The sequence below is a fragment of the Plantactinospora sp. CNZ320 genome (assembly GCF_002846275.1).
This window is the reverse complement of sequence record NZ_PJMP01000001.1, coordinates 1,346,318-1,366,854: the sequence shown is the minus strand read 5'-3', so window position 1 is coordinate 1,366,854 and position 20,537 is coordinate 1,346,318. Positions and strand designations below refer to the sequence as shown.

General features: G+C 71.6%; 19 protein-coding genes. 10 read left to right on the top strand and 9 right to left on the bottom strand.

The features are described 5' to 3' along the window. Positions 1-406 precede the first annotated feature (406 nt). A complete protein-coding gene (locus CLT71_RS05945; protein ID WP_101366216.1) occupies positions 407-1,597 on the top strand; it encodes a glycosyltransferase in 1,191 nt (396 codons plus the stop codon). Between the two features lie 96 nt (positions 1,598-1,693). On the opposite strand, the gene CLT71_RS05940 is transcribed toward CLT71_RS05945, so the two are convergent. From CLT71_RS05940 to CLT71_RS05905, 8 genes are all read right to left on the bottom strand, one after another. Further along, on the bottom strand, positions 1,694-2,956 hold the full coding sequence (locus tag CLT71_RS05940) for a nucleotide sugar dehydrogenase (protein ID WP_101371188.1): 1,263 nt from the start codon (positions 2,954-2,956) through the stop codon (positions 1,694-1,696). Between the two features lie 168 nt (positions 2,957-3,124). Beyond that, positions 3,125-4,537 (bottom strand): serine/threonine-protein kinase, encoded by a 1,413-nt coding sequence (locus tag CLT71_RS05935; protein WP_101371187.1) that lies wholly within the window; start codon positions 4,535-4,537, stop codon positions 3,125-3,127. Between the two features lie 139 nt (positions 4,538-4,676). Further along, positions 4,677-5,768 (bottom strand): ABC transporter ATP-binding protein, encoded by a 1,092-nt coding sequence (locus CLT71_RS05930; RefSeq protein ID WP_101366215.1) that lies wholly within the window; start codon positions 5,766-5,768, stop codon positions 4,677-4,679. Between the two features lie 12 nt (positions 5,769-5,780). Beyond that, complete coding sequence (locus CLT71_RS05925) at positions 5,781-6,602, bottom strand: carbohydrate ABC transporter permease (protein WP_486483077.1); 822 nt, start codon at positions 6,600-6,602, stop codon at positions 5,781-5,783. Beyond that, the gene (locus CLT71_RS05920; protein ID WP_486483076.1) at positions 6,599-7,525 is read right to left on the bottom strand and encodes a carbohydrate ABC transporter permease; all 927 of its coding nucleotides are present in this window, start codon (positions 7,523-7,525) and stop codon (positions 6,599-6,601) included. The genes CLT71_RS05925 and CLT71_RS05920 overlap by 4 nt, the downstream gene beginning before the upstream one ends. Next, positions 7,522-8,874, bottom strand: a complete 1,353-nt coding sequence (locus tag CLT71_RS05915) for an ABC transporter substrate-binding protein (protein ID WP_101366214.1) — start codon at positions 8,872-8,874, stop codon at positions 7,522-7,524. The genes CLT71_RS05920 and CLT71_RS05915 overlap by 4 nt, the downstream gene beginning before the upstream one ends. A 137-nt stretch (positions 8,875-9,011) precedes the next feature. Next, positions 9,012-9,716 (bottom strand): SRPBCC family protein, encoded by a 705-nt coding sequence (locus CLT71_RS05910; RefSeq protein WP_158242178.1) that lies wholly within the window; start codon positions 9,714-9,716, stop codon positions 9,012-9,014. After that, positions 9,713-10,090, bottom strand: a complete 378-nt coding sequence (locus tag CLT71_RS05905) for a metalloregulator ArsR/SmtB family transcription factor (RefSeq protein WP_101366212.1) — start codon at positions 10,088-10,090, stop codon at positions 9,713-9,715. The genes CLT71_RS05910 and CLT71_RS05905 overlap by 4 nt, the downstream gene beginning before the upstream one ends. Positions 10,091-10,220: 130 nt before the next feature. On the opposite strand from CLT71_RS05905, the gene egtA reads away from it, so the two are divergent. The 4 genes from egtA (at position 10,221) to egtD (ending at position 14,760) form a co-directional block, all read left to right on the top strand. Continuing rightward, a complete protein-coding gene (gene egtA, locus CLT71_RS05900; RefSeq protein ID WP_101366211.1) occupies positions 10,221-11,450 on the top strand; it encodes an ergothioneine biosynthesis glutamate--cysteine ligase EgtA in 1,230 nt (409 codons plus the stop codon). Then, positions 11,447-12,778 (top strand): ergothioneine biosynthesis protein EgtB, encoded by a 1,332-nt coding sequence (egtB, locus tag CLT71_RS05895; RefSeq protein WP_101366210.1) that lies wholly within the window; start codon positions 11,447-11,449, stop codon positions 12,776-12,778. The genes egtA and egtB overlap by 4 nt, the downstream gene beginning before the upstream one ends. Before the next feature lie 73 nt (positions 12,779-12,851). After that, positions 12,852-13,628: an ergothioneine biosynthesis protein EgtC gene (egtC, locus tag CLT71_RS05890; protein WP_101366209.1), complete on the top strand. Its 777-nt coding sequence runs from the start codon at positions 12,852-12,854 to the stop codon at positions 13,626-13,628. A 166-nt stretch (positions 13,629-13,794) separates the two neighbouring features. After that, on the top strand, positions 13,795-14,760 hold the full coding sequence (egtD, locus tag CLT71_RS05885; RefSeq protein WP_101371184.1) for an L-histidine N(alpha)-methyltransferase: 966 nt from the start codon (positions 13,795-13,797) through the stop codon (positions 14,758-14,760). A 110-nt stretch (positions 14,761-14,870) separates the two neighbouring features. Here the strand turns inward: egtD and CLT71_RS05880 are convergent, their stop codons facing one another. Further along, positions 14,871-15,284: a VOC family protein gene (locus CLT71_RS05880; RefSeq protein ID WP_101366208.1), complete on the bottom strand. Its 414-nt coding sequence runs from the start codon at positions 15,282-15,284 to the stop codon at positions 14,871-14,873. Between the two features lie 80 nt (positions 15,285-15,364). Here CLT71_RS05880 and CLT71_RS05875 point away from each other — a divergent pair, with 80 nt between their 5' ends. The 5 genes from CLT71_RS05875 (at position 15,365) to CLT71_RS05855 (ending at position 20,372) form a co-directional block, all read left to right on the top strand. Further along, positions 15,365-15,955, top strand: coding sequence for a TetR/AcrR family transcriptional regulator (locus CLT71_RS05875; protein ID WP_101366207.1), 591 nt, complete (start codon positions 15,365-15,367; stop codon positions 15,953-15,955). Between the two features lie 410 nt (positions 15,956-16,365). Beyond that, on the top strand, positions 16,366-16,953 hold the full coding sequence (locus CLT71_RS05870; protein ID WP_101366206.1) for a TMEM165/GDT1 family protein: 588 nt from the start codon (positions 16,366-16,368) through the stop codon (positions 16,951-16,953). 92 nt (positions 16,954-17,045) lie between these two features. Continuing rightward, positions 17,046-17,261: a hypothetical protein gene (locus CLT71_RS05865; protein WP_101371183.1), complete on the top strand. Its 216-nt coding sequence runs from the start codon at positions 17,046-17,048 to the stop codon at positions 17,259-17,261. A 335-nt stretch (positions 17,262-17,596) separates the two neighbouring features. Continuing rightward, positions 17,597-19,075 (top strand): polysaccharide biosynthesis tyrosine autokinase, encoded by a 1,479-nt coding sequence (locus CLT71_RS05860; protein ID WP_101366205.1) that lies wholly within the window; start codon positions 17,597-17,599, stop codon positions 19,073-19,075. A 40-nt stretch (positions 19,076-19,115) separates the two neighbouring features. Continuing rightward, a complete protein-coding gene (locus CLT71_RS05855; protein WP_101366204.1) occupies positions 19,116-20,372 on the top strand; it encodes a glycosyltransferase family 4 protein in 1,257 nt (418 codons plus the stop codon). Positions 20,373-20,537 lie beyond the last annotated feature (165 nt).

Below are 20,537 nucleotides of genomic sequence, written 5' to 3'. Positions count from 1 at the left end.
CTTGTCATGGACGACCAGCCTACCGCCGGACCGGTCCGTCCGGCTCAGGTCGACATCGTCCGGCTCAGGTCGACATCGTCCGGCCCACGTCGACACCGTCCGGCTCAGGTCGACACCGTCCGGCCTACGTCGACCGTCCGACGCGGTCGCCGGACAGCACTGTCCGACGCGGCCAGCGGGCGGGACCGTCCGATACGGCCGCCGGGCGGGACCGTCCATCGCGGTCGTCGGGCGGCGTCGGGCCGACCACCGAGGACGTGGCCGTCCCGTACCTGCCGGCCACTGTCGACCCTCCTAATTTACCAGATCATCGGCCTATCTCCACAGATAGGCGTATAACGGGATCAAAGGTTTATCTCGGCGCGACCGATCATCGGTCGTGCCGCGACGGGCGAAAGGTCTGGTCATGCGACCGCTGCGGGTGCTGCGGATCATCTCCCAAATGGCTGTGGGCGAGGCTGCGCCGCAGGTCGGCGCGTTGATGCGCGGGCTGGACCCGGACCGCTTCGAGCAGCGGCTCTATGCGGGACCGGTCGAGCCGGGTGCCGGCGACTACCGCCGGTTGCGCGCCTCCGACGTACCGGTCAGGGTGCTGCCCGCGCTCCGTCGCCCGGTTCGGCCGGTCGACAACATCCGGGCGACGGCCGCGCTGATCGCGGAGATCCGGCACTTCCAGCCGGACCTCGTGCACACCCACGACCTGCGGGCCGGCCTGCTGGGCCGGGTGGCGGCGGTCACCTGCCGGGTACCGATCCGGGTGCACACCTTCCACACCCATCCGTTCCCGGGCTCACCGCAGGTCGCCGGCCAGCTCGTCGCCGGTGCCGAGGCGGTGCTGGCCCGGACCAGCCACGCGCTGGTGGCCGTCGGTGCTCGGGTCCGCGACGACCTGCTGGCCGCCTCGATCGGCCGTCCCGACCAGTACACCGTGATGCCGCCGGGGGCGAGCCTGTCTCCGTTGCCCGAGCAGGCCCAGGCACGGCGTACCCTCGGACTGCCCGAGACCGGGCCGGTGGTGGCGTACCTCGGTCCGCTGAGTACGCCCAAACGGCCGGACCGGTTCCTCACGGTGGCCCGGGCGGTGCGGCGGACTCGGCCCGATGTCCGGTTCGTGGTCTGCGGCGAGGGTGACGAGTTGGCCGAGATGGTCAGACTGGCCGCCGCCAGCGGGATCGAGGTCACCTTCCTGTCCTGGCGGTCGGACCTGGAGACGGTCTACTCCGCCGCCGACCTGGTGTTGCAGACCTCGGACCACGAGGGGACGCCGCTGACCCTCATCGAGGCGGGTCATGCCGGCCGACCGGTGGTGGCGACCGACGTGGGCGGTACCACCGAGGTGGTCCGGCACGGCCGGACCGGACTGCTCTGCGACCGCCGGGACGTCGACGGGCTGAGCCGGGCGGTGCTGCGGCTGCTGGGTGACGACGAGTTGCGGCGCCGGATGGGCCGGACCGCGCTCACCGAGACCAGGGAGGCGTTCGGCACGCCCCGGCTGGTGGCGGCCACCCGGGATCTCTACCACCGGCTCGCGACAGCCCGGGGCTGCTGGCCGACCGAGCGCGCCGAGCCGGTCGGCGTGCTGGCCCGAGCCCGCTGACCCGCCGCCGTCGGGCAGAGGAGCGTCTGGCGGAGGAGCCCGCTGACGCGAGGGAGCGACCGGCCGAGCCGCCGCCGGAGCTGGTGCCCGGTGCCGTCACAGGCGCTCGACGACCGGGCCGCGGCAGCGGTCGCGGCTGTCGAAGACGTACCGGGCGGACCTGACGATCATGTCGTAGTCGAGCCCGTCGTGGTCGGTGACCACCACCACCGCGTCGGCCTGCCGTACCTCGTCCTCGGTCAGCTCGACCATTGCCAGCTCGGTCGGCACATTCCGGGGATCGGCGTACGGCTCCACCGCCCTGATCCGGGCGCCGAGCGCGTGCAGCCTGCCGGCGAGGTCGATCGCGGGGGAGTCCCGCAGGTCACCGGTGTTCTTCTTGTACGCCAGACCGATCATCAGCACCCGGGCACCCCGCAGCGGCCGGCCCTGGCTGCTCAGTCCCGCCATCACCCGCTGTGCGACGTACTCCGGCATGGTGTGGTTGATGTCGCTGGCCAGCTCGACGAACCGGAACTGCCGGCCGAGCCGGCGTTTCACCTGCCAGGAGAGATAGCAGGGGTCGATCGGCAGGCAATGGCCGCCGATCCCGGGGCCGGGCCGGAAGGACATGAACCCGAACGGCTTGGTCGCCGCCGCGTCGATGGCCTGCCAGATGTCGATGCCGAGCTGGTGGCTGAAGGTGGCCAGCTCGTTGACGAGGGCGATGTTGACCTGGCGGAAGGTGTTCTCGATCAGCTTGGTGAGCTCTGCGACCCGGGTCGAGTCGACGGGTACGGTCTGCTCCACGATCCGGCGGTAGAACGAGTCGACCCGGTCCAGCGCCGCCGGCCCCATCCCGGAGACCACCTTCGGGGTGTTCTCCAGCCGCCAGACCGGGTTGCCCGGATCGATCCGCTCGGGGCTGTAGCCGAGGTGGAAGTCGTCCGGGCTGCGCAGCCCGCTGCCCTCCTCCAGCAGCGGCCGGAGCAGTTCTTCGGTAGTACCGGGGTAGGTCGTCGACTCCAGGATGACCGTGCAGCCGGGGCGGACGTACGGGGCGAGTGCCGCACCGGCCTGCTCCACGTAGCTGAGGTCCGGTACGCCGTCGCGCAGCGGGGTCGGCACGCTGATCACGCAGACGTCGAAGTCCCGGGCGTCGGCGTAGTCGCTGCTGGGCAGGTAGCGGCCGGTGGCCAGCGCCGCACGGAGCCGCTGGTCGGAGATGTCCTCGACAAAGGATTCCCCGCTGCCGAGTCGCTTGATCCGGTCGGTGTCGAGGTCGAGTCCGACCACGTCCAGTCCCGACTCCACGGCGGCCACCGCGAGCGGCAGACCGACGTATCCCTGACCAACGACAACCAGCTTTTCCCTGCTCATGCGGGCTCCCACCGGGGCTTCGACGACGTCGAGCACACCTTAGGGGGATTTATCGTTGATCACCCTGGAAACAGGGATAAAGGGAAGTATTTCGCGACCTGCTGATCCGAGGCGCGTTGTCTCACTGTGAGTAGTGCGAAGACTACCAACAGTACGAGGTCGTTCGGTTCAGCCGTTGCCGGGCTCCACCGGACCGCCAGTGCCCGGCGGGTTCTCCGGACCGGTCGGCGGGTTGCTCGGCGCCGGGTTCGTCGGCGGCGCCGTCTCGGTCGGCTCCTCGGTCGGCTCGGTGTCCGGAGTCGCGGTCGGCGTCGGGGAACTGGTGGGACGCGGTCGGGGGGTGTCCCGGGGGCGGTCCGGGTCGGTCTCCTGCCCGCTGGGCACCGTCGCCGACGGCTGATCCGGGATGTGTGCCTCCACCGTCGCACTGCTGCTTGGCGTCGGGGACGGCGGCGCGTTCGTCGCCGGGGCGTCGTCGGCCATCCGGAAGGCGATTATCGCGGTCACCACCGCGGCACCCAGCCCCACCACGGCGGCGATCCCGGCCAGGGTGAGGATGCCGATGCCCGGCTCCCGGTCCCGGCCGCCCGAGCCGACCACCGGATTGTCGGTGAGCGTGCTCGGCCCGTTCCCCGCGCCCGCACCGCCGGCCGCTCCGGCCCGGAGACCGAGCCCGGTGACCGCGGTCGACGACTTCGCCGGGGCGATTCCGCCGCCGTCGATCCCGCCCGCCGCGTCCGCCGCCACCACCTCCGGGTGGTTCGCGGCGGCCCGGGCCGCCGTGGCCAGCGCCGCGGCGTCCGGGTACCGGTCGGCCGGATCCTTGGCCAGGGCCCGGCCGATCAGCTCGGCCACCGGAGCGGGTACGTCCTCCGGCAGCGGATCCGGATCCTCGTGCAGGTGCTTCACCGCGACCTGCAACGGGTTCTCCCCGGTGAACGGCGGCTGCCCGGCCACGCACTGGTACGCCACCGCACCGAGCGAGTAGATGTCGGTGGCGGCCGAGACGGGCTTGCCGGCGGCCTGCTCCGGCGCCATGTAGAGCGCGGTACCGGGTACCGCGTTCGAGCTGGTGATGCTGGTGATGTTCACCGAGCGGGCCACCCCGAAGTCGAGCAGCCGGACGGTGCCGTCGGCCTGCACCAGCAGGTTGCTCGGCTTGACGTCGCGGTGCACGATCCCGCCCTGGTGCGCGGCGTGCAGTGCCTGGGCGACCTGCGCCACCACGTGCATCGCGTCGACCACGCTCAGTCGTCCGTTGTCCCGGATCCGCGCCGACAGCGGCTCGCCGTCGACGTACTCCATCACCAGATAGTCGGTGCGGCCGGTGGAGAGTTCGTCCTCGCCGTAGTCGAAGACCTGCACGATGCCCGGGTGGTGCAGGGTGGCCAGCATCCGGGCCTCGGCCCGGAACCGGGCGATGAAATCGGGGTCGGAGAGCAGGGAGGGGAGCAGCACCTTGACCGCGACCCGACGCCCGAGCACCACGTCGGTACCGCGCCACACGTCGCCCATGCCGCCGGTGGCGACACGCTCGTCCAGGCGGTAACGCCCGCTCAGCAGGACTCCCGATTCCAGCACGTGCACACCGTACCCATCGGGCCGGGCGCGTACCCAATCGCGGCGGGAACGGTGGAGCGTCGATCGGTGGAGCCGTGCTTCACCGTACCCGGAGGGCAACCGCGACCCGTCCCGCACCCCGGCCGGGACGCGCGCTCGATCAGCCGGAGACCTCGATCGCGGTCGAGTCGGCGGGGTGGTAGCAACGTACCCGTTCCGGGTCGACGCCGAGCCAGACCGGACTGCCGGGGCCGATCCGGAACGTCGACGGCGCCTGCACCTTGAGCTGCCGACCGGCCAGCTCGACGGTGAGCAGGATGGCCGCTCCGGTCGGCTCGACCACCTCCACCCGGGCCGCCAGCCGGTCCGGCCCGTCGGTGTCGTGGACCTCGATGTTCTCGGCCCGGACGCCCACCGTCACCTCGTCGCCGGAATAGTCGTCGAGCACCGGCGGTGCGGGGGTGGACTGGTCGCCGATCCGCAACCGTGCCCGGCCGTCGGTCCGGTCGACCCGGGCCGGCAGGAAGTTCATCGGCGGGGCGCCGAGGAAGCCGCCGACGAACTCGTCGGCCGGCCGGTCGTAGACCTCCAGCGGCGGGCCGATCTGCGCCACCCGGCCCTCGCGTAGCACCGCGATCCGGTCACCCAGGGAGAGCGCCTCGGCCTGGTCGTGCGTGACGTAGACGGTGGTGGTGCCGAGCTTGCCGACGATCCGCTTCAGCTCGGTGCGGAACTCCATCCGCAGCAGTGCGTCCAGGTTGGACAGTGGCTCGTCCATCAGCAGCACGTCGGCGTCGGTGACGATCGCCCGGGCCACCGCGACCCGCTGCCGCTGCCCGCCGGAGAGCTGCGCCGGATAGCGGTCCAGGTATTCGGTCAGGTGCAGGAGTTCGGCCGCCTCGCCGACCCGCCGGTCGATCTCCGCCTTCGGCGTCTTGCGCATCGTCAACCCGAAGGCGATGTTCTGGCGTACCCGCATGTGCGGCCAGATGGCGTACGACTGGAAGACCATCGAGAGGCCGCGCTGCCGGGCCGGCAGTTCGGTCACGTCCCGGTCGCCGATCCGCACGCTGCCGGAGTCCGGGGTCTCCAGCCCGGCGATCATCCGGAGCAGGGTCGTCTTGCCGCAGCCACTCGGCCCGACGAGCACCAGGAACTCGCCGTCACGCACCTCCAGGCTGATGTCGTCGGTGGCGGGGGAGCGGGTCCCCGGATAGGTCTTCACCAGGTTCCGCAGCACGATCTCGGCCAACGTTCGTCCCTCTCAGCGGATCGTGGTTCCCCACATGTTCAACAGATAACGGCGCATGAACGCGATGAAGATCAGCGCCGGAACCACCAGCGCGAAGCCCCCGGCGAAGCGGAACGCCAGTGGCGAGTCGGCGAGCGTCGAGAGCACCTGGGCCGGCAGGGTACGCCGGTTCAGGGTGAGCACCGCCGCCCCGAGCACCTCGTTCCAGGAGGTGACGAAGGTGAAGATCGCGGCGGCGGCGATCCCGGGCAGCGCCTGTGGGAGTACCACCCGGGCGAACGCCCTCGGCGCGCTGGCCCCGAAGACCATCGCCGCCTCCTCGTGCTCGACCGGCACCGCCACGAAGATCGCCGACGTGATCAGTACGGTGGTCGGCAGCGCCAGCGCGGTGTGCAGCAGCGCCACGGCGTAGGTCGTGTCGTAGAGCCCGGTGGCCAGGAAGACCCGGGCCAGTGGCACCGAGAGCACCACAATCGGCAGCGCCCGGGTGAGCAGCAGGAAGAGCTGGTACGGCTCCCGGCCCCGGAAGGCGTACCGGGCCACGGCGTAACCGGCCGGTACCCCGAGGACCAGTGACAGGGCCAGGCTGAGCAGCCCCACCTCGACGGAGTTCTGGAACCCGCCGACCACCCCGGTGCTGTCCAGGAAGACCCGCATCGTCTCGGTCGAGACGTCGGTGGGCAGCAGCGAGAGCGGGAAGCGGTTCAGTGACTCCCGGCTGGAGAGCGCGGCCAGCGCGATCAGATAGATCGGCAGCCCCATGAAGAGGGTCACCGCGACACAGGCGACGTGGATCGCGATGCTGCGGCGCCGGGCCGCCCGCAGCCGGCTCACCGGCCACCGCCACTGGCCGCCGGGTCCCGCAGCACCCGCAGGTAGACCACCGCGGTGCCGAGCGACATCAGCATGATCACCAGGGCGATCGCCGCCGAGACCCGTTCGTTCTGCAACGTCACGTACCACTGGTAGGTCTCGCCGACCAGCAGCGGAAAGCTCCGGCCGGTGAGCGCCTGGGCGACGGCGAAGGTCTGCAAACCGAGGATGGTACGCAGGATCAGCGCCACCTGGAGGCTCGGGCGCAACTGCGGCAGGATTATGTACCGCAGCCGCTGCCAGTACGTCGCGCCGAAGACCGCCGCCGCCTCGTCGTAGTCGCGTGGGATGTTCTGCAACCCGGCCACCACGATCACCAGTACCAGCGAGGTGGCCCGCCACAGTTCGGCCAGCAGCACCGCGACGAACATCGTGGTGTCGTTGTCGTAGGAGAGCCAGGCGTAGCCCTCGCCGAGCCCGAGGTGGGCCAGGACCGAGTTCAGGTACCCCCGGTCGGCGAAGATGGAGAGCCAGACCAGCCCGGCGGCCAGATCGCTGATCGCCAGCGGTACGCACCAGACGTAGAAGTAGAACGACGACAGCCTCGGCCGTTCCCGCAGCAGCAGCGCCATGGTCAGCGCGAACGCGAACTGCAACGGGATCAGTACGACGATCAGCAGCGCGGTGTTCCGGGTCGCCGTCCAGAAGTAGGGATCGTCGAGCATCCGGCGCAGGTGGGCCAGGGTGGGCCCGTCGTCACCGGTGAACGCCTGCCCGACCCCTACCGCGATCGGCCAGAGGAAGAGCGCGGCCAGGAAGATCACCGACGGGGCGACCAGCAGCGCGGCCGTCGGTACCCGGGGCCGTCCCCGCCGCCGGTCCGGCCGGGCGCCCGGTGCCGGCCGGGACGGTTCGGTGGGCGCCGGATCCGGCGCGGTGGTCACTGCACCCGGCACGTCTGCCCCGCCGCGACCGGGTCCGGGCGCCAGCACGGCACCTTCACCTCGTCCAGGATGGTGTTGAGCTGCTGGGCCTGCCGGTCGAGGACCTGCTGCACCGGCCGGCGGTCCAGGCAGATCTCCTTGAAGCAGTTCTTGAAGATCTGGGACACCTCGCCGTCCTTGGCGCCCAACCCGACCGGAGGCAGGGCGAGCAGCGCACCCTCGGCGTCCTGCTGGCGGCGTACCGCCTCGGCCTCCAGCGCCACGGCCGGCGGCAGGTCGCTCGGGAGCGTCGCCTGGACCACCGGGAAGAAGGCGTTGCGGCGCAGCACCTCCAACTGCACGTCCGGGGTGGTCAGCGTCTCGATCACCTGGCGCGCCCGATCCGCCTCCGGAGCGCCCTTCGGGATCGCCAGGCCGGCGACGACAAGCATGTAGCCGAGCCCCTTCGGGCCGCGTGGCGCGGGTGCCATCACCCAGTCGTCCGGCTTGTCACCCGGGGCGTTCACCAACCGGGCGACGTGGTCCCAGGCGATCAGCACCTCACCGCGCTGCAACGGCTCCTGCATGTTGTCGTAGTTGGTCGACGCGGGTGCGGTCTGCGCCCACAGCTCCACCATGTACTGCCACGCCTGCACCGCCTCCGGGCTGCGGAAGGTGGTCATCTGACCGCCGGTGAAGCTCGGCAGCAGGTAGCCCTGGAAGAACCGGTGGTAGAGACCCTTCGGGCCGCAGGGCAGGCCGAGGACCGGCTTGTTGCCGTTGGCCCGCCGGGCGTTGCCGACCCAGGTCAGGAACTGGTCGTAGGTGAGATTCTGCACGTCGGCGCCGCTGGGCAGCCACTGCAACGCCCGTTTGTTCACCGCGAGCACGTACGACGCCTGCATCCACGGCAGATAGGTGGTGGCGCCGCCGGCCAGCTTGCCGAGCTGGGCGAGGTCGGTCGGGAACTGCCGGTCGGCGAGTTTGCCGGCCAGGTCGTCGAGGTTCTCGAACTTGTCCGCGTGCGGGGCGAAGTCGCCGTGCAGCCCGCCGGCCAGGCTCACCTGGACCCGCCCGGCAGCGACCTGCGAGGTGATTGTCGAGGAGAAGACGTTCGGCTCGACGGTGTTGTACGCGATCGCGCCGCCGGAGACCCGGTCCCGGAGGATCTGCTCGAACCGCTGCCGCTCCTCGACCGGGGTGAACTGGGTCGAGAGGAAGGTGATCGAACCTTCCTCGTCCGAGCCGCTTGTCGACGCGCCGCCGCAGGCACCGAGGAGTGGAGCGGCCCCGGCGGCGATGCCGAGCCCGAGCAGCCGGCGCCGGTCGAGCCGGAGGTTCGTGCCGGGCGCGCCTGTGTGTCGTGCCATCGTGCCTCCCCGTGACGGTGGTGGCCGACCCGGTTGGAGTGCTGAGCGGGCACCGGTGCCGGCTGGAGCGGAGTGTCACAAGTGCACATATTCGCAAGCTTGGTGTCAAGCCGAGGGCGGCGTTCCGGTCCGTCCCGTTATCGAACCGGCGCCCCGGCGTGTCCGGCCCGCCCGAGCGACAGGTTGGTCAGCCGGTCAGCTGGTCGGCCTCCTCGGCGAGCTGGTGGCGGCGGCGCGCCCAGTGTGGCCGGCTGGTCGGGTGCCGTCCCGGTCAGCGCCGCCCAGGCCGCCTCCGCCGGCCGGGTCAGTTGCCGCTCGAAGCGCACCCGCCAGCCGTCCCCGGTGGTGTCGGCGACGCCTTCGGCCAGCCCGAACCGCTCGACGTACGACTCGTGCAGCCGTCCCGACGGTCGCTTCGAGCGATCGGGCGCGCGGCCCGCCAGCAGTCCTTCGAGCGCGTCGAGGCAGAGCCGCCAGCCGGAGGCGAAGCTCGCCGCGCCGGCCCGGTCGTCGAAGACGTGGCTGAACACCAGCAGGCAACCCGGACCGTCAGGGTGCAACTCGATCCGGAAGAGTTCGTCCTCCCAACTGAACGCGAACAGCCGGGGCGGCTCGTACGCCTCGACCCGGCCGACCGACTCCGGCGGCGCGTCGGGGCCGGAGCCGAAACTGAAGCTCATCCGCCCTCCGGGGCGCGGCTCCAGGCGTACCTCGGCGGGAAACCACTCGCGGAGGTGCTCGGGCGCGGTGACGGCCGGCCAGACCTTCTCCGCCGGGTGGGCCAGCCGGCGTTCGATGCGCAGCACCTGACGTCCGTGCGTCGTCTCCAGGCTCTCGTTCACGGCAACTCCTCGGATCTCGGATCGTCGTCGCGCCGGGCGTCGTCGCCCCCGGCGGAAGTGTCGGACCCGGCTGGCATGGTGTGCAGATGTCGTTCGAGGGCATCGATCCGGCTGGACCACATCCAGCGATACGGCGCGAGCCAGGCGTCGAGTTCGGCGAGCGGTTCGGGGCAGAGTTCATACCAGCGACGCTGCGCCTCCGGGCGGACCCGCACGAGCCCGGCGTCACGCAACACCCGCAGGTGTTTCGAGGTGCCCGGCTGGGTCAGCCCCAACTGTTCGGTCAGTTCGCCGACCGAGCGGGGGCGCTCGCGCAGCAGGTCGAGGATGCGCCGGCGGACGGGCTCGGCGAGGACTTCGAACGGCGTTGCCACGACGGCTAACATACCAACTCAGTAATATGCCGAGCAAGTTATGCATGCCCCTGCTCGGCCGTTCTCCGGAGCGTGCGTCCCGGAGAACCGGGTAAGGGAAATCGATTCTCAGGAGGGAGGACCCGCACCGATGCCATCCGACCTGGACAGCGGCACGATCCTGCGGGCGGTGGAGGACGCCGAGGGTTACGTCGCCAAGATCTGTTTCAAGACCGGCCCGCCCAGGCTCACCGGCGTAGAGCTGGAATGGACCGTGCACGACGCGGCCGTTCCGAGCCGACCTGTCGACCCGGTCCGGCTCCGCACCGCACTCGGCCCGTACGCCCCGATCACCCTCGATCCCGACAGCCCCGCCCAACCGCTGCCCCGCTCGGGCACGGTGAGCGTGGAGCCCGGCGGCCAGGTGGAACTCTCCACCGCCCCCGGCGGCTCCCTCGGCGAGTTGCACGAGAGCACCACCTCGGACCTCGCCCACCTGACCGATCTGCTCGGCGCCGCAGGTCTCGTCCTCGGCGACACCGGCATCGATCCGCACCGGCCGCCGACGCCGGTGGTCGACACCCCCCGCTACCGCGCGATGCGTTGCGCCTTCGACCGGCTCGGGGCGGCCGGCCGGACCATGATGTACAGCACCGCAGGGCTCCAGGTCTGCCTGGACGCCGGCACGGTCGACCGGTTCACCGACCGGTGGGTCGCCGCGCACGCGTTCGGGCCGCCCCTGCTCGCGGTCTTCGCCACCGCCCGCCGGCACGCCGGTCGGGACACCGGCTGGGCCTCGGCCCGGATGGCCGCGTGGCAGTTCATCGACCCGGCCCGGACCCGTCCGGCCTGGTCACCGGCGTCCGGCTCGGCCGACCCGGTCGACGCCTGGGTCCGGTACGCGCTCGCCGCCCCGCTGCTCTGCGTACGCCGGGACGGCGGGGACTGGACGGTTCCGCCGGGGATCACCTTCCGGGACTGGCTCGGTGGTGCGCTGCCCCGGCCGCCCACCACCGACGACCTCGACTACCACCTGAGCACCCTCTTCCCGCCGGTACGCCCCCGGGGCTACCTGGAGATCCGCTACCTCGACGCCCAGCCCGGTGCCGAGTGGATCGCGCCGGTCGGCGTGCTCGCGGCACTGTTCGAGGACGACCGTGCCCGGGACGCCGCCCGGATGGCCTGCGAACAGGTTGCCGGGCGGTGGGCCGAGGCGGCCCGGCTCGGGCTGCGGGACCCGCTCCTGGCCCAGGCGGCCGACACCCTGCTCGACCTCGCGCTGCGGTCGCTGGACCGTACCGGTCTGCCCCCGGCGACCCGCGAGGAGATCACCCGGATCGTGGCGCGACGGCTCGCCGCCGCGCGGAAGGAGCCGACATGACCGACGTCCGAGCCGCCAATCCGACCGGGTCGCTGCGCGACCGGATCGCCAACGAACTGACCCGGGCCCGGGACCGCAGCATCCGGCTCACCGAGGCGGTCGACGACGAGGACCTGGTCCGGCAGCACTCACCGATCATGTCCCCGCTGGTCTGGGACCTCGCCCACGTCGGCAACCAGGAGGAACTCTGGCTGGTCCGCGACGTCGGTGGCCGCGAGCCGGTACGACAGGACATCGACGACCTCTACGACGCCTTCAAGCACCCGCGCCGGGATCGTCCGGCCCTGCCGCTGCTCGGTCCGGCCGAGGCCCGACGGTACGTGGCGACCGTCCGGGACAAGGTCTTCGACCTGCTGGACAACGTCCGGTTCGACCGCGACCGGCTGGTCGCCGACGGGTTCGCGTTCGGCATGATCGCCCAGCACGAGCAGCAGCACGACGAGACGATGCTCGCCACCCACCAGCTCCGCAACGGTCCGCCGGTACTCTCCGCGCCCGAGCCGCCGGCCGCGGTCGTACCTGTCGCCGGTGAGGTGCTGATTCCCGCCGGCCGGTTCACCATGGGCACCTCCACCGACCCGTGGGCGTTGGACAACGAGCGCCCCGGCCACCCGGTGGAGCTGCCGGCGTACGTCATCGACGCGGCGCCGGTGACCAACGCGGAGTACCTCGCCTTCGTCGCCGACGGTGGCTACTCCGACCCGCGCTGGTGGAGCGAGGCGGGTTGGCGGCACCGCTGCTCGGTCGGACTGACCGCGCCGATGCACTGGCGGCGGGACGGCACCGACTGGGGCTGCACCCGGTTCGGCCGGTTCGCCCGGCTGATCCCGGACGAGCCGGTGGTGCACGTCGGCTTCCACGAGGCGGAGGCGTACGCCGCCTGGGCCGGCAAGCGGCTGCCGACCGAGGCCGAGTGGGAGAAGGCGGCCCGCTGGGACCCGGAGACCGGCCGGTCCCGCCGCTATCCGTGGGGTGACGGGGACCCGACTCCGGAGCACGCCAACCTCGGGCAGCGGCACCTGGCACCGGCGCCGGTCGGGGCGTACCCGGCGGGGGCCTCGCCGCTCGGCGTACACCAGTTGATCGGGGACGTCTGGGAGTGGACCTCGAGCCCGTTCCACGGCTATCCCGGGTTCACCGCGTTTCCCTACCGGGAGTACTCGGAGGTCTTCTTCGGCTCCACGTACCGGGTGCTCCGGGGCGGCTCCTTCGGCACCGACCCGGTGGCCTGCCGGGGCACCTTCCGCAACTGGGACCTGCCGATCCGCCGGCAGATCTTCAGCGGCTTCCGGTGTGCCCGGGACGCCCGGCCGGAAGAGACCGCGTGACGGGCGGCCGCGTGAGGGAAGACCGCGTGACGGGCGGCCGCCGTTCGCCGGGCCGGCCGGGTCGGGGCGGCTGATGTGCCGTCACCTGGCCTATCTGGGGCCTCCGCTGCCGCTGGCCGCGCTGCTGTTCGACCCGCCGCACTCGCTGGCCCGGCAGTCCTGGGCACCACGGGAGATGCGCGGCGGCGGCACGGTCAACGCCGACGGCTTCGGCGTCGGCTGGTACCCCGTGGACGGCCCGCCGGTGCGCTACCGGCGGGCCACCCCGATCTGGGCCGACGACACCCTGCCGGTGCTGGCCGCGGCGACCTCGGCCGGTGCGGTACTGGCGGCGGTGCGCTCGGCCACCGCCGGCATGCCGGTGGTGGAGACCGCCGCCGCCCCGTTCGCGGAGGGACCGTGGCTGTTCAGCCTGAACGGCGTGCTACGCGGCTGGCCGGACTCGGTCGTGTCCCTGGCCGGCCGGCTACCGACCCGGGACCTGATGACGCTGGACGCCCCGACCGACGCGGCCCTGCTCTGGGCGCTGGTACGCCACAGGCTGCGGGCCGGGGTCGCGCCGGCCGAGGCGGTGGCCGGGACGGTCCGCGAGGTCGCCGCCGCCGCGCCCGGCTCCCGGCTGAACCTGCTGCTCACCGACGGGCACCTGGTGGTGGCGACCACCGGCGGCCACGCGCTGTCGGTCCGGTCCGGTGACGGCTCGGTGCTGGTCAGCTCCGAGCCGCTGACCGAGGAGCCGGGCTGGCGGCCGGTGCCGGACGGGCAGCTCGTGGTGGCCACCGCCGACCGCATCGACGTCACACCGATGGGCCCGGTGCCGGCACCGACCCGGCCGGAGGCGGATCGGTGAGCGGTCGGGGTGGTGGCGCGACTGCCGGCGGCCTGCGCGGCTGCGCGAGTGCGGGTGGCCTGCGCGACTGCGAGGCGCCTGCAACGGCAACGGCCGGCCGGAGAGATCGACGAAGTGACAAGGCCCGCCGCAGGGGGCGGCGGTGTCGACCGAGGGGAGTGTGCGGGTGACCGCGGATCCGTTGGAGATACACCTTGAGGAACGGGACCTGGCACAGGCGCTGCGGCGCGACGTCCGGGTGGGGCTGACCGCGACGCCCAGGTGGCTGCCGCCCAAGTGGTTCTACGACGCCCGGGGCAGCGAACTGTTCGAGGAGATCACCCGACTGCCGGAGTACTACCCGACCCGGGCCGAGCGGGCCGTCCTGGCGGGCCGGGCCGGGGAGATAGCCCGGCTCACCGAGGCGAAGACCCTGATCGAGCTGGGCTCGGGATCGTCGGAGAAGACCCGCCTGCTGCTCGACGCGCTGACCGCGCAGGGCAGCCTCGGCACCTTCGTACCGCTTGACGTCTCGGTGAGCGCGCTGGAGCAGTCGACCGCCGAGATCGCCGCCGCGTACCCGGGGCTGCGGGTACGCGGCATCGTCGGCGACTTCACCCGACATCTGGACCGGCTGCCCACCGGTGGCCGGCGGCTGGTGGCCTTCCTCGGCGGCACCATCGGCAACCTGCTGCCGGCGGAGCGGGCCGAATTCCTGGCCGCGCTGCGCTCGGCACTGGAGCCGGGGGACTGGCTGCTGCTCGGTACCGACCTGGTGAAGGATCCCGGCGTACTCGTCCCGGCGTACGACGACGCGGCCGGGGTCACCGCCGAGTTCAACCGCAACGTGTTGCGGGTGCTCAACCGTGAACTGGGTGCGGATTTCGAGGTGGACGCGTTCGACCACGTCGCGCTCTGGGACCCGGACCAGCGCTGGATCGAGATGCGGCTGCGGGCGCGGCGGCCGATGCGGGTCCGGGTACTCGATCTCGACCTGACGTTCGCCGAGGGGGAGGAGCTGCGGACCGAGATCTCGGCGAAGTTCCGCCCCGAGGACGTCGACGCGGAGCTGGCCGCCGCCGGATTCACCGGGCAGGCCCGGTGGACCGACGACGGCGGCCTGTTCGCGGTGACCCTGGCCCAGGCGAGCTGAGCCGGGAGGGGAGCTGAGTCCCCTGGAGGGCTGGCCCGGGCGAGTTGAGTCCCCTCGGGAGCTGCGCCGGGGCGAGCTGCGCCCGGGCGGCTCTCGGCGGGACCGTCCGGTCAGCTCTCGACGTACTGCTCCACGTAGCTTCCGGTGGGCGGGATCGGGGTGATGACGTCGATCAGCACCCCGTTCGGGTCGGCCACGATGAAGTGGCGCTGCCCGAAGTCCTCGCTGCGCAGTTGCAGTGCGGCGTGGAGTCCCGCGTCGAGGACGAGTCGTTGCCACTCGGCGTCGACGTCGGTCACCTCGAAGTTGAGCAGCAGCCCCCGCACGGGGTTGCGGTACGCCTCGGGCACCGTCGGGTGGCTGTGGTCGACCAGGGCGAGTTCGTGCCCCTGGGGACCCGGGTGCCGGAGACTGACGTACCAGTCGGCCTCGAAGGTCAACTCGAAGCCGAACAGTTTGGTGTAGAAGTCCCGGGACTCCGCCAACCGGGAGGTGCAGATCACCGGATAAAAGCTGGTCAGCATCAGTGGTTACCCCTTTCGCATACCGTCGGTATGTGAAAGTAAGCTAGTTCGCGTACCGTTGGTATGTCAAGGGAGGGGCGATGCCGGATCTCAGTCGGCGGCAACAGCGGGAGCAGACCCGGCAGACCCTGCTACGGGAGGGCCGGCGGCTCTTCGCGGCCCGGGGTTACGCCGGGGTGGGGCTGACGGAAATCGTCCAGGCGGCGGGCGTCACCAAGGGCGCCCTCTACCACCACTTCGACGGCAAGGCGGCGTTGTTCCACGCCGTCCTGGCCCAGGTGCAGCAGGAGGTCGCCCGGCGGGTCGTCGCGGCGGCCGAGGTCCCGGGCGATCCGTGGCACCGGTTCACCGCCGGTTGCGAGGCGTTCCTGCTGGCCAGCACCGATCCGGAGGTACAGCGGATCATGCTGATCGACGGACCCGCGGTGCTGGGTTGGGCACAGTGGCGGGCGCTCGACGAGGCCCACTCGGCCCGTCACCTGGCGGAGGCGCTCGGCGCGCTGATCGAGACCGGGGTGCTCGCCCCGCAGCCGATCGCACCGCTGACCCGGCTGCTCTCAGGCGCGATGAACGAGGCAGCCCTCTGGCTCGCGACCTCGGACCGGCCCGAGGACAAGGTGGAGACCGTCGCCGCCCTGACCCGGATGCTCGCCGGGCTGCGCGCCACCTGAACCGCCGCGTCGGCGCCTGATGCCGGTCGGCACCTCCGCCAGACCAGCCCTTCCGTCGGTCGGCGCCTCCGTCAATCGCCACCCCCGCCGGGTCCGCGCCTCCGCTGGGTCCGCGCCTGCGCGGGTCCGCCGCCGGCTGCCTTGTCCGGTCACGGGCACCCGCCGTCGGCCCCTGGTCACGCGGGTCGGGCGGCCGAGGGTGCCTGGATGCCGTCGGAAGTGCTCGGGTATGGTCGTCGGCAGCGAAGGGGAGTAGCTCCCAACGTCGTGGTCGACATACTGGTGTGCGCGTGTCGTGCACCCGGCCACGCGGCCTCACCTGGTGGGGCGGGCGAGACCTTCGACTCAGGCAGCAATGCCGGGTCGAGGTCGCCCACGCCCCCCGCCCGGCATCGACCGGGAAGGGTGACATGGAGGATTTCAACACCGCCTTGGCGATCAGCTTCGGCGTCATCTTCGTGGCCGAGTTGGGCGACAAGTCGCAGTTGATGGCGTTGACCTTCGCCACCCGGTTCAAGGCACTACCGGTGATCATCGGCATCACCGTGGCGACCTCGGTGGTGCACCTCGCCTCGGTCGCCCTCGGCGTCGGGCTCGGCGCCGCGCTTCCCACCGGCTGGATCGCCCTGGTCGCCGGGCTGGCCTTCCTCGGATTCGGGATCTGGACGCTGCGCGGCGACTCGCTCACCGAGGAGGAGCGGCGCAAGGCGGAGCGGACCCGCCGATCCGCGATCATCGCGGTCTCGATCGCCTTCTTCCTTGCCGAACTCGGCGACAAGACCATGCTGGCGACGATCACCCTGGCCACCCAGCACGGCTGGTTCGGCACCTGGCTCGGCTCCACCATCGGCATGGTCGCCGCGGACGCCCTGGCCATCGGGATCGGCCGGATCCTCGGCCGCCGCCTACCCGAGCGGACCATCCGGTACGGCGCCAGCGCGCTCTTCGGGATCTGTGGTGTCTGGCTGCTGGTGGACGCGGTCCACCAACTGACCTGACGATCCCGGTGTGGGACGGCCGGGATGCGGGTAGCTGTTTCGACGGCCAGCGGGCTGTCCGGCGGAGCGTGGCCCGAACGGAGGATCACTGCATGACCAGGCACGATGAGCCGAACGAGTACGGGTTCGCCGGGGACGCGACGATGCCCGAGCCGGAACTGCCGCACAAGCGGGACGTGGTCGCGGAGGAGGCCGAGGACGTCGCCGTCCCGGGTTCGGACCTGTCGCGCGAGTTCCGGGAGGCGCTTGCCGACTCGGACCAGGTGGACGAGGCGGACGATGATGGGGAGCAGTCACCGCGGCGTTGAGTTTCGGGCATCAGGCGACGGCACCGGCCGGTTTGGCCAGCGCCGTCGCCTTTCCGGTTGCCCGTCCCTCCGCCTCGCCCTCCGCTGTCGTCTCCGCCTCGCCCCGCCCGCACCGCGTCGACGGTCCTGCCTGACGGACCTCGTCGGCTGACACGCCGCTGGTACTTATCGGCGTTATTGTGCCGACTGCGACTACTGAGGGCGCTCAATCATCTACATTCGGTAGGAACTGCCATGCGACAACTCGGAACTTCTTCATACTTTCGCATTTTTGTGATCATTCGATGTCTTTGGCACCCCTGACCGGTTGGTGCCGAGACGGAAGGCCGGGGCTGATGGATCTGCACACTTACCTGCGCGCGCTGCGTCAACGCTGGTGGGTGGTACTCGCGACGGTGATGGTCGCGCTGGGCCTCGCCGGGTTCGTCACGGTACGGGCGACCCCGCAGTACGCCTCCTCGGTGACCTTCTTCGTCACCTCCTCCGGGCAGGGCATGACCGATGCCTACCAGGGCAGCCTCTTCCTCCAACAGCGGGTCAAGTCCTACGTCGACCTGCTCAGCAGCGACCGGTTGGCGCAGACCGTCGCCGCGGAGGAGCGCGTCGGGCTCACCGCGGACGAGGTGCGGTCCCGGGTCAGCGCGCGGGTCGAGGCGGACACCGTCCTGCTCTCCGCCACGGTCACCGACTCCGACCAGGCCAGGGCGCTGCGCCTCACCGAGGCACTGGCGGCGCAGTTCGTGAAACTCGTGCACACCATCGAGACGCCGCCCGGGGCCAAGGAACCTCCCATCAAGATCGAGGTGGTCGGCGGCCCCCGGGTGAACGCCGAGCCGGTCTCGCCCCGCCCGGTGCGCAACCTCGTCCTGGCCGGCGTCTTCGGGCTGGTGCTCGGCGCCGCGCTCTCGGTACTGCGCGGACTGACCGACACCACCTTCCGGGACGGCGAGACCCTCCAGGAGGCGACCTCGGCGCCGCTGCTCGGCAGCATCCCGTACGACGGGCAGGCCCGGTCGAACCCACTGATCGTCGGTACGGCGGCACAGACGGCCCGGGCCGAGGCGATGCGGAAACTCCGTACCAACCTGCGGTTCGTGGACGCCCAGGAGCCGGCCCGAGTCATCGCGGTGACCAGTGCGGTGCAGGCCGAGGGGAAGTCGACGCTCGCCTGCAACCTGGCGATCACCCTCGCCGAGGCGGGCTGGCAGGTGCTGCTGGTCGACGCGGACCTGCGCCGGCCCCGGGTCGCCGGCTATCTCGGGCTCGGCTCCGGCGCCGGCCTGACCGACGTGCTGATCGGCGAGGTCGCGGTCGAGGACGTGCTGCAACCGTGGGGCGACAAGTCCCTGCTGGTCCTGCCGGGCGGCTCGGTGCCGCCCAACCCGAGCGAGCTGCTCGGCTCGAAGGCCATGGCCGACCTGCTGCTGTCGCTGCGCGAGCTGACCGACATCGTCATCATCGACACCCCGCCGCTGCTGGCCTTCACCGACGGCGTGGTGGTCGCGGTGCAGGCCGACGGTGCGCTGCTGGTGGCCCGCCAGGGCAAGACCCCGAGCGCGCAGACCGCCGCCGCCGCGCAGGCGCTGCACTCGGTCTCCGCCCGGGTGCTCGGCTGCGTGCTGAACATGTCGAAGGAAAACAAGATCGACGTCGAACAGTACCGGGCGTACCGGAAGGGTGCGCCGGTGGAGACGGTCCTCGCCGCCCGCGGCGACGGCCCACCCGCCGCCGACCCGGTGCGTTTCCCCCCGAACGACACCGTGGCCGCCGCGTCCGCGGACAACACGGAGGAGCTCGACCGGGTACCGCGATGACGCGGGCTCGCCCGGTCGCGGGGTGATCGGGGGATGAAAAATGAAGATCGGCGTTATCTCGTACTGGTTTCCGCCTGAGCCCGCCTTCATACCGGGTTGCCTGGCCGAGGAGCTGGCCGCACGCGGTCACGAGGTGCGGGTGCTCACCGGGTTCCCGAACCATCCGACCGGCCAGGTCTACCCGGGGTACCGGCAGCGGTGGCGGCACCAGACCGACGAGGGCGGGGTGCTCGTCCGGCGGGTGCCGGCGTACGCCAGTCACGACGGTACGGCGGCCCGGCGGGCGGCCCGGCAGCTCACGTACGCGATGAGCAGCGCGCTGGCCGCCCCCGGTTTCCTGGCCGGGGTGGACGCGCTCTACGTGCACTTCCCGCCGGCCGGCGCGTACGCGGCGGCGGCGCTGCTCCGGACGCTGCGCCGGGTACCGGCGGTGCTGCACGTGCAGGACATCTGGCCGGCCGGGGTGACCCCGCCACCCGGGCAGGCGGGGCAGGCAGGGCAGGACGGCTCGGGCGGCTTCACCCACGGGCTGCTCACCCGGACGATGCGGGCGATCTACCGTTCGGCGGCCGGGATCGCGGTGATCTCACCCTCGATGCGGGACGTGGTGATCGAGCGGGGCGCCGATCCGGACCGGGTGCGGGTGGTGCTGAACTGGACCGACGAGCGGCTGTTCCGGCCGATGGGTACCACCCCGGCGGCCCGGCGGGCGATCGGGCACCGGGGGTACACCACGGTGATGCACGCGGGCACGATGGGTCCGTTCCAGCGCGTCGACACGGCGGTACGGGCCGCCGCGGCGGTCAACGGCAAGATCGATCTTGATCTGGTACTCGTCGGGTCCGGGCCGGAGGAGCGGCAGTCCCGGCAACTGGCCGAGGAGTTGGGTGCGACGAACGTCCGGTTCCTCGGCTGGCGTCCCCCGGCCGAGATGGCCGACCTGTACGCCGCCGCCGAGTACCAGCTCGTGCTGCTGCGTGACCATCCGGCCCTGCGCGGTGCGGTGCCGGCGAAGTTGCAGGCGGCGCTGAGTGCCGGGGCGCCGGTGGTCGCCTCGGCCGGTGGGGACACCGCCGACCTGGTGGAGCGGGCCAGGGCGGGACTCTCCTGCCCGCCGGAGGACTGGCAGGCGCTGGCGGACCGGTTCGCCCTGGCCGCGGTGATCCCGAGTAACGCCCGCGCGGAGATGGCACAGCGGGCCCGGGACAGTTACCTGTCCCGGATGTCGATGCGGACCGGTGTCGACCAGATGGAACAGATGCTGGCCGAGGCTGCTGTCAGTCGACGGCGCCGTTGACCTGGGTCTTCCTCCGTGGGCGAGGGCCGAGGCGTTGTCCGATTCATGAGTATTACTCACAATAAAGGCATAAAAGTATCATAGAAGCCTTCGAAATACCAACCGCGAACTGTCCACCGTGCTATAGAGATATAGGCACTAACTGCGTTGTGTCTACTTTCATCC

Coding starts and splice junctions, on each gene's coding strand:
- CLT71_RS05940 (WP_101371188.1), bottom strand. CDS start 2,956: ATGAGCAGGGAAAAGCTGGTTGTCGTTGGTCAGGGATACGTCGGTCTG.
- CLT71_RS05855 (WP_101366204.1), top strand. CDS start 19,116: ATGAAGATCGGCGTTATCTCGTACTGGTTTCCGCCTGAGCCCGCCTTC.
- CLT71_RS05860 (WP_101366205.1), top strand. CDS start 17,597: ATGGATCTGCACACTTACCTGCGCGCGCTGCGTCAACGCTGGTGGGTG.
- egtB (WP_101366210.1), top strand. CDS start 11,447: ATGACCGACGTCCGAGCCGCCAATCCGACCGGGTCGCTGCGCGACCGG.
- egtA (WP_101366211.1), top strand. CDS start 10,221: ATGCCATCCGACCTGGACAGCGGCACGATCCTGCGGGCGGTGGAGGAC.
- CLT71_RS05875 (WP_101366207.1), top strand. CDS start 15,365: ATGCCGGATCTCAGTCGGCGGCAACAGCGGGAGCAGACCCGGCAGACC.
- CLT71_RS05915 (WP_101366214.1), bottom strand. CDS start 8,874: ATGGCACGACACACAGGCGCGCCCGGCACGAACCTCCGGCTCGACCGG.
- CLT71_RS05865 (WP_101371183.1), top strand. CDS start 17,046: ATGACCAGGCACGATGAGCCGAACGAGTACGGGTTCGCCGGGGACGCG.
- CLT71_RS05870 (WP_101366206.1), top strand. CDS start 16,366: ATGGAGGATTTCAACACCGCCTTGGCGATCAGCTTCGGCGTCATCTTC.
- CLT71_RS05945 (WP_101366216.1), top strand. CDS start 407: ATGCGACCGCTGCGGGTGCTGCGGATCATCTCCCAAATGGCTGTGGGC.
- CLT71_RS05880 (WP_101366208.1), bottom strand. CDS start 15,284: ATGCTGACCAGCTTTTATCCGGTGATCTGCACCTCCCGGTTGGCGGAG.
- egtC (WP_101366209.1), top strand. CDS start 12,852: ATGTGCCGTCACCTGGCCTATCTGGGGCCTCCGCTGCCGCTGGCCGCG.